We start from the raw sequence: 12,614 nt of genomic DNA, 5'->3' as shown, positions 1-12,614 counted from the left end.
CACGATGAGCAGTAGTACGAACACGCCGACGCACCACACGTCCACGATCGGGTCGATCGGCGCACCCAGCCGACGCAACACCGAACTGGCCTTGCTGGTGTTCGCCGTAGTCATCCCGGTCTTCGCCTACGCCAACGTGGGCCTGGCCATCGACGACAAGGTGCCCACCGGCCTGCTGAGCTACGGCCTGGGCCTCGGCCTGCTGGCCGCCGTCGCCCACCTCGCGGTGCGCAAGTTCGCCCCGTACGCGGACCCGCTGCTGCTCCCGCTGGCCACGCTCCTCAACGGACTCGGCCTGGTGATCATCTGGCGCCTCGACCAGTCCAAGCTGCTCCAGTCGATCAACCAGGCGGGCAACGCGGCACCGCGCCAGCTGATGTACACCGCGCTGGCCATCGCCCTGTTCGTCGCCGTGCTGTTCTTCCTGAAGGACCACCGCGTCCTGCAGCGCTACACCTACATCTCCATGGTCGGCGCCCTGGTCCTGCTGCTGCTCCCCCTGGTCCCCGGACTCGGCGCCAACATCTACGGCGCCAAGATCTGGATCTCGGTCGCCGGGTTCTCCATCCAGCCCGGTGAGTTCGCGAAGATCGTCCTCGCGATCTTCTTCGCCGGCTACCTGATGGTGAAGCGCGACGCGCTCGCCCTGGCCAGCCGCCGCTTCATGGGCCTGTACCTGCCGCGCGGCCGCGACCTCGGCCCGATCCTCGTGGTCTGGTTCATCTCGATCCTGATCCTGGTCTTCGAGACCGACCTCGGCACGTCGCTGCTGTTCTTCGGAATGTTCGTCATCATGCTGTACGTCGCCACCGAGCGGACCAGCTGGATCGTCTTCGGTCTGCTGATGTCCGCGGGCGGCGCGGTCGGCGTGGCGAGCTTCGAACCGCACATCCAGACCCGTGTCCAGGCCTGGCTCGACCCGATGCACGAGTACATGCTCAGCCGGTCCGGGGTCCAGGACGGCATCATCCACTCCGAGCAGGCCATGCAGGCGCTGTGGGCGTTCGGTTCCGGCGGCACCCTGGGCACCGGCCTCGGCCAGGGCCACTCCGAGCTCATCCGCTTCGCCGCCAACTCCGACTTCATCCTCGCCACGTTCGGCGAGGAGCTGGGTCTCGCCGGCGTCATGGCGATCCTGATGCTCTACGGCCTGATCGCCGAACGCGGCATCCGCACGGCCCTCGCCGCCCGCGACCCCTTCGGCAAGCTCCTCGCCGTCGGCCTCTCCGGCGCCTTCGCCCTCCAGGTCTTCGTGGTCGCCGGCGGTGTCATGGGTCTGATCCCGCTGACCGGTATGACCATGCCGTTCCTGGCCTCCGGCGGTTCCTCCGTCATCGCCAACTGGGCGCTCATCGGCGTACTGATCCGCATCAGCGACACCGCCCGCCGCCCGGCACCCGCCCCCGCGCCCAGCCCCGACGCCGAGATGACCCAGGTGGTCCGCCCGTGAACAAGCCCCTGCGCCGGATCGCGATCTTCTGCGGGCTCCTCGTCCTCGCCCTGCTGCTGCGCGACAACTACATCCAGTACGTCCAGGCGGACAGCCTGCGGACCGACACGAACAACCGCCGCGTCGCCATCGAGCGGTACGCCACCCCGCGCGGCAACATCATCGTCAACGGCGACCCCATCACCGGGTACGCCGAGACGAAAAAGAACGGCATCAACGACTTCGTCTACAAGCGCACCTACAAGAACGGCGCCATGTGGGCGCCGGTCACGGGGTACGCCTCGCAGGCCTTCGGCGCCACGCAGCTCGAGAAGCTGGACGACGGCATCCTCACCGGCAACGACGACCAGCTCTTCTTCCGCAACACCCTCGACATGCTCACGGGCAAGGCGAAGCAGGGCGGCAACGTCGTCACCACCCTCAACGCCGCCGCGCAGAAGGCCGCCTACAAGGGCCTGCTGAGCCGCGGCAAGGGCGCCGTCGCCGCGATCAACCCGCAGACCGGCGCGATCCTGGCACTGGCCTCCACCCCCTCGTACGACCCCTCCTCCTTCGCCGGGAACACCAACGACGACGCGAAGGCCTGGAACAAGCTCCAGAAGAAGAACGACCCCGACGACCCGATGCTCAACCGGGCGCTGCGCGAGACCTACCCGCCCGGCTCCACCTTCAAGGTGGTCACCGCGGCGGCGGCCCTGGAGAACGGCCTGTACACGACGGCGGACCAGCACACCGACACCCCGCTGCCGTACATCCTCAAGGGCACCCGGACCGAGCTGAAGAACGAGGGGAACATCCCCTGCAAGAACGCCACCATGCGTGACGCGCTCAAGGTGTCCTGCAACACGGTCTTCGGCAAGATCGGCGCCGACCTCGGCAAGGACAAGATGCAGGAGGAGGCCGAGAAGTTCGGCTTCAACTCCGAGCAGCTCACCCCCGTGCGTTCCAACGCCTCCGTCTTCCCCAAGAAGATGGACGACGCGCAGACCGCGCTCAGCTCCATCGGCCAGTTCGAGACGGCCGCCACCCCGCTGCAGATGGCCATGGTCGCCTCCGCCGTCGCCAACCAGGGCACGCTCATGAAGCCCTACATGGTCGACAAGCTCCAGGCACCCAACCTGGACGTCATCTCGCAGACCGAGCCCGAGAAGCTCAGCGAGCCGCTCTCCGAGTCCAACGCCCAGATCCTGCAGTCGATGATGGAGACGGTCGTCAAGGACGGCACTGGCCAGAGGGCGCAGATCCCCGGTGTCACCGTGGGCGGCAAGACCGGTACCGCCCAGCACGGCGTCGCCAACAGCGAGAAGCCGTACGCCTGGTTCATCTCCTACGCCAAGCTCCCCGACGGCAGCTCCCCGGTCGCCGTGGCCGTGGTCGTCGAGGACAGCAGCGCCAGCCGCGACGACATCTCCGGCGGCGGTCTGGCCGCCCCCATCGCAAGGGACGTGATGAAGGCAGTCATCGACAGCAAGAAGTGATCCCGCTCACGTCCCCATCACATCGGTGCACGTTGCGATACCGGTCCTGTCACGGGTGACGGTCTAGGCCAGGTCACAGAAAGCGATCCGGGTACGGTATGCCCGGACAGCACACCGCCGGACCACACAAAGGTGCGGTCGGGACCGACGGAGAGGGCTGGTAGGTAGCTATGGAAGAGCCGCGTCGCCTCGGCGGCCGGTACGAGCTGGGCCACGTGCTCGGCCGTGGTGGCATGGCGGAGGTCTACCTCGCGCATGACACACGCCTCGGCCGCACGGTGGCGGTGAAGACGCTGCGCGCGGACCTCGCGCGCGACCCTTCCTTCCAGGCCCGGTTCCGCCGGGAGGCCCAGTCGGCCGCCTCGCTCAACCATCCCGCGATCGTCGCCGTCTACGACACGGGTGAGGACTACATCGACAACACCTCCATCCCGTACATCGTGATGGAGTACGTCGACGGTTCCACACTGCGCGAACTGCTGCACTCGGGACGCAGGCTGCTGCCCGAGCGGTCCATGGAGATGACCATCGGCATCCTCCAGGCCCTGGAGTACTCGCACCGCGCCGGCATCGTCCACCGCGACATCAAGCCCGCCAACGTCATGCTGACGCGCAACGGCCAGGTCAAGGTCATGGACTTCGGCATCGCCCGCGCCATGGGCGACGCCGGCATGACGATGACGCAGACCGCCGCGGTCATCGGCACCGCCCAGTACCTCTCGCCCGAGCAGGCGAAGGGCGAACAGGTCGACGCCCGCTCCGACCTCTACTCCACAGGCTGCCTGCTCTACGAGCTGCTGACCGTGCGCCCGCCCTTCGTGGGCGACTCCCCGGTGGCCGTCGCCTACCAGCACGTCCGCGAGGAACCCCAGCCCCCGTCGGTCTTCGACCCCGAGATCACGCCCGAGATGGACGCGATCGTGCTGCGGGCCCTGGTCAAGGACCCGGACTACCGCTACCAGTCCGCCGACGAGATGCGCGCCGACATCGAGGCCTGCCTCGACGGCCAGCCCATCGCCGCCAGCGCCGCCATGGGCTCGGTCGGCTACGGCGGCTACGGCGACGACCAGCCCACCACGGCCCTGCGCTCCGCGGACGCCCAGGCCACCTCCATGCTGCCGCCCATGAACCCGGACGACGGCGGCTACGGCTACGACGACCGCCCCGACCGGCGCCGCCAGAAGAAGAACAACACCTCGACGATCCTCCTGGTCGTCGCGGGTGTCCTGGTCCTCATCGGCGCGATCCTGATCGGGAAGTACGCCTTCTCGGGCAAGGACACGGGCAACGAGGCCTTCGACGTGCCCAACTTCGTGAGCCAGACGTTGTCGGACGCCCGGAAAATGGCGGAGAACCGCGAACTGAAGCTCGACCCCACACGCAAGCCGTGCGACAAGGAGCCCAAGGGCAACATCTGCTCGCAGGAGCCGCCCGTGGGCTCGAAGGTGAAGAAGGGCGACACGATCAGTGTCGTCGTCTCCACCGGGGCGCCGAAGGTCTCGGTGCCGAGCGTCAAGGGCAAGACCCTGGACGAGGCCAAGCGGATCCTCGAGGACAAGTACGGGCTCAACGTCAAGACGAAGTTCGAGGAGTCCTCGGAGGAACCGAACACCGTCCTGGACCAGGACCCGAGTCTCGGTGAAGAGGTGGAGAAGGGCTCGACCATCACCCTCACCGTCGCCCGGGAGAAGAAGCAGTCCACCGTCCCGGACGTCACCGGCAAGACCTGCGACCAGGCCAAGGTGCAGATGCAGGCCAACAACCTCGTCGGTGAGTGCGTCGACACGGAGACCGATGACCAGAACCTGGTCGGCAAGGTCATCCAGACGACCCCCTCGGCCAATTCGTCGGCCGACCCCGGCTCCAAGGTGCAGATCCAGATCGGCAAGGCCAAGCAGCAGCAACAGTCGAAGGTGCCGAACGTCTTCGGCAAGACCGTGGCCGAGGCGCGGCAGATCCTGCAGCAGGCCGGCTTCAACAACATCCAGTTCGCCCCGGGAAGCGACGGGAGCGACGACGCCAAGGTGATCAACCAGAACCCGGGCGGCGACAGCCCCGTCGACAGCCCGGACAACACCGTGGTCGTACTGACGACGGTGAAGTTCGGCAACAACAACAACGGAGGCAACGACGGAGGCGGCTTCCTGGGCGGGAACAACGGATAGCCCCACCCGGAAACCGCCCGCTCGGGCAACCGACCAAGAAGGGCCCCGGCACTCTTGAGCGAGTGCCGGGGCCCTTCTTCGACACCGCGGGAAGGCGCGCCGGGCGCACGGAAGTACTCGACAGGGTCAAGGCGCTGTCGCTGCCGCCGGACGGCATGCACGTGACGACGGCGATGTGCGGCTTCGGGCCCGGCTCGTGTCCGGGGTGACCACGTGTCACCCCCGTCGGCGCATCGGTCCCGAACGGGCTACCGCAGTTCCTTCGGCGGTGTCCGGGCGCTGTCGACCTTCTCCACCCGCTCCAGTTCGCCCCACACCACGTACCGGTAGCGGGAGGTGTACACCGGGGTGCAGGTCGTCAGGGTGATGTAGTGGCCGGGCTTCGTCCTGCCGGACTGCTCCGGAACCGTCTGGAGAACCTTGACGTTGTACTTCGAGGTCTCCGGGAGGATGTCGAAGACCTTGTAGACGTACCACTTGTCCCGGGTCTCGAAGACGATCGCGTCACCCTTGTCGATCTTGTCGATGTTGTGGAACTTGGCGCCGTGGCCGTCCCGGTGGGCGGCGAGCGTGAAGTTGCCGTTCTTGCCGGTCATCGGCAGGGACGCCTTGACGGGTTCCGTGTAGTAGCCGGCGACACCGTCGTTGAGGACCTTCGTCGCCGTGCCCTTCTCGACGAGGACCTCACCGTTGTTCATCGCCGGGACGTGCAGGAAGCCGATGCCGTCCTTGGTGTCCAGCGCGCCCGGACCGCCCGGTGCCTGCGCCCAGTGGTCGCGGACCTTGTCGCCCTGCTTGTGCGCCTCGCGGTCGGCCACGACGTTCGTCCACCACAGCGAGTAGACGACGAACAGGCCGAGCACCAGCCCCACGGTGATGAGGAGTTCGCCGAAGACGCTGACCGTCATCGCGAACCATCCCATGCGCCGGCGCCCGCCGGGCAGGTCACCGGAGACCGTGTATCCGGCTCCCGATCCGGCGCGTTCGTCGTGGTCGGTCCTCGCTGCCACTGTTCATCTGCCCCGTCTGGTCTGTCTCAGGTTGTCTCTCGTGCACGTCACGCCCGCACCCGCACCCACGTCCGTCCGTGCGGCGGCGTCCGTCCTCAGCCGAGCAGCGCGTCGGGCTTGCCCTTGCTGCGCGGCCGGTCCTCGACCATCTTGCCCCAGACGATCATCCGGTACTTACTGGTGAACTCCGGTGTGCAGGTGGTCAGTGTGATGTAGCGGCCCGGCCCGGTGAAACCCGAGCCCTTGGGAACCGGATCGAGCACGCTCGTGTTGCTCGGACTCGTCACCGGCAGGATCGACGCCATCTTGTAGACGTAGTAGTCGTCCTGCGTCTCGACGACGATCTCGTCGCCCGGCTTGAGGCGGTTGATGTAACGGAATGGCTCGCCATGGGTGTTGCGGTGCCCGGCGAGCGCGAAGTTGCCGGTCTTCGCGTTCGGCATCGCCGTCTTGAGCGGCGCCTCCCCGTAGTGGCCGACCATGCCGCGGTCGAGGACCTTGTTCTTGTCGATGCCCTCCGCGATCGGCGCGACCACGTCCAGCTTCGGGATGTGCAGGATGGCGAACCCCTGCCCGGGCGAGAACGTCCCCGGATTCCGCTTCCCGTCCGCCCAGTCCTGCTGGAGGCTGCTCGCCTCGCTGCCGGCCTGCTGGTGCGCCCGCACGTTCGACCACCACAGCTGATAGGTCACGAACAGCAGCATCAGCACGCCGGTGGTGATGAACACCTCTCCGACCATCCGGCTCACGAGAACCGCCGTGCCGGGTTTCGACGCCCGCGCCGCGCGCCGGGCGTCCATCCGGCTCCGGGGGCTCCCAGCGGCCCCCTGAGCCGTCTCCTGGGACTCCTGGGGGTCCTGTTCCCCTCCGTGCCGTCCGCGGCCTCTGGCGGCCTTACGGCGGGCCGCACGGCCTCCGGAGACGGGGACGGCCCCGCCGTCGGCCGCACGCGCACGGCGCTCCGCCCGCGTGGGCGATCCGGGAAGACGCAGCGCGACCGTCTCGTCGTCCCGCGGCGGACCCGGCACGAGGGGCTCCGCCAGGGGAGCGGCCGTCGGGGCGGCCGCCGGTCCGCGGTGATGAGGGGTCGCGGGCTCCTGGTACGGCGGGGCGTACGTCCGCTCGTACTCGTCCGCGTACGACGGTGCCGCGGCCGGCGTGTAGGGCATCGCCTGTGCCGGAGTCTGCGGCCGGACCGCCTGGGCCTGGACGGCGTACGCCTGGGCCGCCTGCGCCTGAGCGGCCCGCATCTGGGCCGCTTGCATCTGGGCCGCTTGCACCTGGGCGGCCTGCGCTTGAGCGGCCTGCAGCTGGGCCGCCTGTTCCTGCTGCTGAGCCGCGTACCAGTCGGGCCCGTACCCGCCGTGGCCGTAGCCCTGCTGCGGAACGCCCTGTCCCTGGCCGGGCAGCGGATCCGTCAGCGGGTCCGCGAGTCCTCCGACCGCCGCCTCGAACGCGCCGGCACCCCCGTACGCGGCCTCGCCGCCGTAGGGGGAGCTGTCGCGCTCGGGGCGCAGCGCGGTCACGCCGTGGCCCTGCCCACCACCGGGGCGAGCCCCGCCGACCTCGCCACGGCCACCTTGTCGCCGCACTCGAGCAACCAGTTGGCGAGCATCCGGTGACCGTGCTCGGTCAGCACCGACTCCGGGTGGAACTGAACGCCCTCGACCGGCAGTTCACGGTGCCTGAGACCCATGACGATCCCGTCGTGGGTACGGGCGGTCACCTCGAGCTCGGCCGGAACCGTCCCCGGCTCGGCCGCCAGCGAGTGGTAGCGGGTCGCCGTGAAGGGCGACGGCAGCCCGGCGAAGACGCCCTTGCCCTGGTGCTCCACGAGCGACGTCTTCCCGTGCAGCAGCTCGGGCGCCCGGTCGACCACACCGCCGTACGCCACCTGCATCGACTGCATCCCGAGACACACACCGAAGACGGGGACCCCGGTCGCGGCACAGTGCCGGACCATGTCGATACAGACACCGGCCTGTTCGGGGGCGCCGGGCCCCGGGGACAGGAGCACACCGTCGAAACCGTCCTGGGCGTGCGCGGTCGACACCTCGTCGTTGCGCAGCACCTCGCACTCCGCGCCCAACTGGTACAGGTACTGGACCAGGTTGAAGACGAAGCTGTCGTAGTTGTCCACAACGAGGATGCGCGTACTCACTGGTTGTCCACCGTCACATCGTTGAAGGGCAGCAGCGGTTCGGCCCACGGGAAGATGTACTGGAAGAGCACGTAGACCACCGCCAGGACGAGCACGAGCGAGATCAGCGCCCTCACCCATACGCTCCCCGGCAGATGCCGCCAGATCCAGCCGTACATGCCGTCCCTTCCGTCGCCGTACGCCAACAGACTAACGGCGCAGAGCCGCCGGTTTCCCTGCCTCCACAGGCTGTGTGGAATCAAGGTGTGCCCAGACGATCAACCGATGGCTGTGCCCCCACTCCGGATCGCACGTGGTCAGCGTGAGATAGCGCCCCGGACGCGTATACCCGGACTTACGTGGCACAGGGTCGATCACCTCAACGTCGGAGGGCACTGTTTTGTACGGGCCTTTGTCGACCCGATACGTGAACCAGGTCGTCCCGTCCGTCAGCACCACCGCGTCACCCCGGCGGAGCTGGGGAAAGTCCTTGAACGGATCACCGTACGTACGCCGGTGACCGGCGACGGAGAAATTGCCCTCCTGGCCCAGCCGGGCGGTTCCCCGGTAGTGGCCGAGCCCTTCCTTCAGCACCTGCGTGGCCGTGCCTTCGAGCACGGGTTTGTTCCACGTGAAACCGAGCCTGGGGATGTACATGACCGCGAACGGGCCCCCGTACTCGTAGGGGCCCGGCGCCTTCGGGCTCCCGGTGGCCGCGCCACCGCCGCCGCCCGCGCCCTTCGAAGCGTCCGGACGGGTCTCCGGAGCCCCGTTCACCGCCCCCTTCGACCACTGCTCCTGGAGCACGTCGATCTGGTGGCTCATCGCGCTGTCGGCCTTGACCCCCGTCCAGAACAACACGTAGACCACGAAGAGCACGATCAGGGTGCCGACGGTCAGGCACAGCTCACTGATCGTCCTGACGACCACTCGCACCGACACAAGGCCCTCCGGCGGCAGCTCGCTCCCAGGCTTCGCCCACTGCTCCGCGAGGTCCGGGACTACTCGACGGGCTTCGCGTAGTGGAGATCCACTGTGCCCGAGTAGCCGGGAAGAGTCACCGTGCCGTTCTCCTCGACTTTCCAGCCGAGCCCGTAGACGTTGACGTACACCATGTAGTTCTGGATCGCCGGGGAGGCGGCGAGCGACTTCTGGAGCTTCGCCGGATCCCCGACCGCGGTGATCTTGTAGGGGGGCGAGTAGACGCGGCCCTGCAGGATCAGGGTGTTGCCGACACAGCGCACGGCACTGGTGGAGATCAGCCGCTGGTCCATGACCTTGATGCCCTTGGCCCCGCCCTGCCACAGGGCGTTCACCACCGCCTGGAGGTCCTGCTGGTGGATGACGAGGTAGTCGGGCTGCGGCTCCGGGTAGCCGGGAAGCTTCGCCGTCGCGTTGGGCGGGGCGTCGTCGAGCGTGACCGTGACGGCCTCGCCCTTGACCTTCTGGGTGCCCGCGTCCTTCTCCAGCCCGGCGAGCTTCGCGTCCCCGGCCTCGCCGCCACCGTCCCCGCTGCCGGCGAGGGTGTCCACATCGCGACGCAGGGCGCCGTTGGACTCGTCCAACGTCGCGTTCTTGCGGCTGCGCTCCTGGATCAGGTCGGAGAGCTTCAGCAGGGACGAGTCCGTACGGATGTTCGTACCCTTGGCCGTGTCGAAGCTCGTGAAGAAGATGAGGCCCGCGAGGGCGAAGACGGCCACCGTGAGGACACGTACCGGCCGGAAACGGTGCGTACCGCCAGGACTCGAATGTGTCCCGGGGGAGTCGGCAGAATTGCTCAACGTACCCTTATCTCCTTCGGCGCCGCGGAAGCACTACGCTAACGGACGCCCGGGGGAGCGCTCAGAGTCCCCTTGACGCCACCCCGGAGCCCGCCCCAGTTCCCTGCGCGGCCACGCAGCGCATCGACAGGAGAGACCCTCGTGCCGAAGTCACGTATCCGCAAGAAGGCCGACTACACGCCGCCCCCGGCGAAGCAGGCGACCAACGTCAAGCTGACCAGCAACGCCTGGGTGGCACCGGTCATGCTGGCCATGTTCCTCATCGGTCTCGCCTGGATCGTCGTCTTCTACGTGACGGACGGCACCCTGCCGATCGACGCGCTCGACAACTGGAACATCGTGGTCGGCTTCGGGTTCATCGCGGCGGGGTTCGGCGTCTCCACGCAGTGGAAGTGACCGTCCCCACCCTCACGGACACGGGCCGGGCGCGAGCTCTGCCCACAGCTGTCCACTGAGTTATCCACAACACTTGTCCACAGGTGGAAAAGAAAGACGATCTGTGGATAACTAATCCGAGGTTGACGCCGGTATGACCGGTCAACCGAACCGCGCAAATCTGTTCGCCCCCTGCCTGACCTGGGAAAACTCGGGTCAGTGACAGGGGGCACAGTTGTTCTCGCGTCATGTGCACAAGATCCACCGCGATCTGTGGACAACATCACTTCTCAGGTGAGCCGAACGGGCTCTCAGGTGAGCTGAGCCGTCCTGAGCAGCGTCGTGACGACCACCACGACCAGCACCAGCGCGGAGACCCCGTACTGGACGAGGTTCCTCCGCTCGCGCGGCGCGTGGACCATCGCGTAGCCGACCACCACACCGCCGATCAGTCCGCCGACGTGTGCCTGCCAGGCGATGTTGAAGCCGGGCGAGAAGCTGATGATCAGGTTGACCACCAGCAGGCCGATGACCGGACGCATGTCGTAGTTGAGCCGGCGCATCAGGACCGCGGTGGCGCCGAACAGTCCGAAGATCGCCCCGGAGGCGCCGAGCGACGGCTGGTTGGGGCCGGCGAGCAGATAGGTGAGCGCGCTGCCCGAGAGGCCCGAGACGAAGTAGAGCGTGATGAAGCGGGCGCGGCCGAGAGCCGCCTCCAGGGGACCGCCGATCCACCACAGGCTGACCATGTTGAAAAGGATGTGCATGACGCTGCCGTGCAGGAACATCGACGTCAGCATCCGGTACCACTGGCCCTCGGCCACGCCTTGGACCTCGCCGGAGAGCATGGCTCGGCCGAAGAGTTCGAAGCGGCTGGTGAAGGCGTCGCCCACCGAGACCTGGACGAGGTAGAGGGCCAGGTTGAGGCCGATCAGCACCTTGGTGACGAGCCGGGGGTCGGAGGCGACCGTGCCGCCCGCGAGGGTGCGGGGCCGGTTCGCCGCCGGGGAGTGGCCGGTGCCGGAGCCGTCGCGGACGCAGTCGGGGCACTGGAAGCCGACGGAGGCGCTGACCATGCACTCGGGGCAGATCGGACGCTCGCAACGGGTGCAGCGGACACCGGTCTCGCGGTCCGGGTGCCGGTAGCAGCCGGGCAGGTCCCGGGCGCCCTGCGGTCCCTGGTCCCGCGGGCCCTGGGGGCTGTCGGGCGACTGCTGGTCCATGGGGTCCCCTCAATCTCCGTACGGCGGCTCGCGCGCGGTTTCGGCGGGTCCGGGCGCAACGCGCCGCCCCGTCCATCCTTACGGATGAACGGGGCTTTTGGTTCCCTGCGGGGGTCTTCGGGCTCGCGGGCGGGCGGGCCCGTGCGGGCTCAGCGCGCGCGGGTCTCGACGACGACCGACTCGATCACGATGTCGTCGACCGGGCGGTGCGTGCGCGGGTTGGTCGGGGCGCCGGCGATGGCGTCCACGACCTTCTGGCTGGCCGCGTCCGTGACCTCGCCGAAGATGGTGTGCTTGCGGGTCAGCCAGGCGGTCGGGGAGACGGTGATGAAGAACTGCGATCCGTTGGTGGCCGGGCCCGCGTTGGCCATGGCCAGCAGGTAGGGCTTGTCGAACCGGAGGTCCGGGTGGAACTCGTCCTCGAACTGGTAGCCGGGGCCGCCGGTGCCGTTGCCCAGCGGGTCACCGCCCTGGATCATGAAGCCGCTGATCACCCGGTGGAAGACCGTGCCGTCGTACAGCTTGTCCATGGATTTCACGCCCGTCTCCGGGTTGACCCACTCGCGCTCACCCGTGGCGAGTTCGACGAAGTTCCGGACCGTCTTCGGCGCGTGGTTCGGCAGGAGCCGGATGTCGATGTCGCCGTGGCTGGTCTTCAGGGTGGCGTGGAGCTGCTCGGCCACGATCTGCCTTCCGTTGCCTTGTCTTGACTGCCCGATCCTCGCACGGACCGGGCCGCTCGGCCCCCGGCCGCCGCCTCCGTACGCACGTGCGGACACCGGCTCGGAGACGGGTGTCGTATGTATGGAAAAGCGGTCGAGTGTACAGAAAAACGGTCGAGTCGCGCCGGGACGGGAGCGGGACGGGACGATCCGTGGCATTGTCGACGACAAGCTCCTGTTGCCCCGTATTGATCCGCTATCTCACTTGATCGACACCTGACCGGCTCCGTACCGGGAGTCTCCGGGAGTCGGCACCCGTGACACGGATGC

General features: G+C 68.0%; 12 protein-coding genes. 4 read left to right on the top strand and 8 right to left on the bottom strand.

Annotation, left to right across the window (positions count from 1 at the left end):
* The first annotated feature begins 4 nt into the window (after positions 1 to 4).
* The 3 genes from ACICHK_RS20435 (at position 5) to pknB (ending at position 5,093) form a co-directional block, all read left to right on the top strand.
* On the top strand, positions 5 to 1,450 hold the full coding sequence (locus ACICHK_RS20435) for an FtsW/RodA/SpoVE family cell cycle protein (protein ID WP_151471063.1): 1,446 nt from the start codon (positions 5 to 7) through the stop codon (positions 1,448 to 1,450).
* Positions 1,447 to 2,928, top strand: coding sequence for a peptidoglycan D,D-transpeptidase FtsI family protein (locus ACICHK_RS20430; protein WP_406838025.1), 1,482 nt, complete (start codon positions 1,447 to 1,449; stop codon positions 2,926 to 2,928). The genes ACICHK_RS20435 and ACICHK_RS20430 overlap by 4 nt, the downstream gene beginning before the upstream one ends.
* Positions 2,929 to 3,098: 170 nt before the next feature.
* Positions 3,099 to 5,093 carry a Stk1 family PASTA domain-containing Ser/Thr kinase gene (gene pknB / locus ACICHK_RS20425; protein ID WP_406838024.1) on the top strand — a complete coding sequence of 665 codons (1,995 nt, stop codon included), beginning with the start codon at positions 3,099 to 3,101 and terminating at the stop codon, positions 5,091 to 5,093.
* Positions 5,094 to 5,341: 248 nt separating this feature from the next.
* Here the strand turns inward: pknB and ACICHK_RS20420 are convergent, their stop codons facing one another.
* The 6 genes from ACICHK_RS20420 to ACICHK_RS20395 form a co-directional block, all read right to left on the bottom strand.
* Positions 5,342 to 6,103, bottom strand: a complete 762-nt coding sequence (locus ACICHK_RS20420; protein ID WP_404818563.1) for a class E sortase — start codon at positions 6,101 to 6,103, stop codon at positions 5,342 to 5,344.
* Positions 6,104 to 6,198: 95 nt separating this feature from the next.
* The gene (locus tag ACICHK_RS20415) at positions 6,199 to 7,629 is read right to left on the bottom strand and encodes a class E sortase (protein WP_406838023.1); all 1,431 of its coding nucleotides are present in this window, start codon (positions 7,627 to 7,629) and stop codon (positions 6,199 to 6,201) included.
* Positions 7,626 to 8,264, bottom strand: coding sequence for an aminodeoxychorismate/anthranilate synthase component II (locus ACICHK_RS20410; protein ID WP_151471058.1), 639 nt, complete (start codon positions 8,262 to 8,264; stop codon positions 7,626 to 7,628). Before ACICHK_RS20410 ends, ACICHK_RS20415 begins: the two co-directional genes overlap by 4 nt.
* Complete coding sequence (locus ACICHK_RS20405) at positions 8,261 to 8,422, bottom strand: hypothetical protein (RefSeq protein WP_037614928.1); 162 nt, start codon at positions 8,420 to 8,422, stop codon at positions 8,261 to 8,263. Before ACICHK_RS20405 ends, ACICHK_RS20410 begins: the two co-directional genes overlap by 4 nt.
* A gap of 31 nt (positions 8,423 to 8,453) precedes the next feature.
* Positions 8,454 to 9,179, bottom strand: coding sequence for a class E sortase (locus tag ACICHK_RS20400; RefSeq protein WP_406841272.1), 726 nt, complete (start codon positions 9,177 to 9,179; stop codon positions 8,454 to 8,456).
* 65 nt (positions 9,180 to 9,244) lie between these two features.
* On the bottom strand, positions 9,245 to 10,024 hold the full coding sequence (locus ACICHK_RS20395; RefSeq protein ID WP_406838022.1) for a DUF881 domain-containing protein: 780 nt from the start codon (positions 10,022 to 10,024) through the stop codon (positions 9,245 to 9,247).
* Between the two features lie 141 nt (positions 10,025 to 10,165).
* On the opposite strand from ACICHK_RS20395, the gene crgA reads away from it, so the two are divergent.
* Entirely contained in the window at positions 10,166 to 10,420 is a 255-nt protein-coding gene (crgA, locus tag ACICHK_RS20390) for a cell division protein CrgA (protein ID WP_103554277.1), read from the top strand.
* 290 nt (positions 10,421 to 10,710) lie between these two features.
* Here crgA and ACICHK_RS20385 read toward each other — a convergent pair whose 3' ends face one another.
* Both ACICHK_RS20385 and ACICHK_RS20380 read right to left on the bottom strand, forming a co-directional pair.
* Positions 10,711 to 11,622: a rhomboid family intramembrane serine protease gene (locus ACICHK_RS20385; protein ID WP_406838021.1), complete on the bottom strand. Its 912-nt coding sequence runs from the start codon at positions 11,620 to 11,622 to the stop codon at positions 10,711 to 10,713.
* Between the two features lie 149 nt (positions 11,623 to 11,771).
* Entirely contained in the window at positions 11,772 to 12,305 is a 534-nt protein-coding gene (locus tag ACICHK_RS20380) for a peptidylprolyl isomerase (protein ID WP_406838020.1), read from the bottom strand.
* Positions 12,306 to 12,614: the final 309 nt, after the last annotated feature.

Origin of the sequence: Streptomyces sp. AHU1 (assembly GCF_045343905.1) — a bacterium.
GTDB classification, from domain to species: domain Bacteria; phylum Actinomycetota; class Actinomycetes; order Streptomycetales; family Streptomycetaceae; genus Streptomyces; species Streptomyces triticiradicis.
This window is presented reverse-complemented; position numbering and strand designations above follow the sequence as displayed.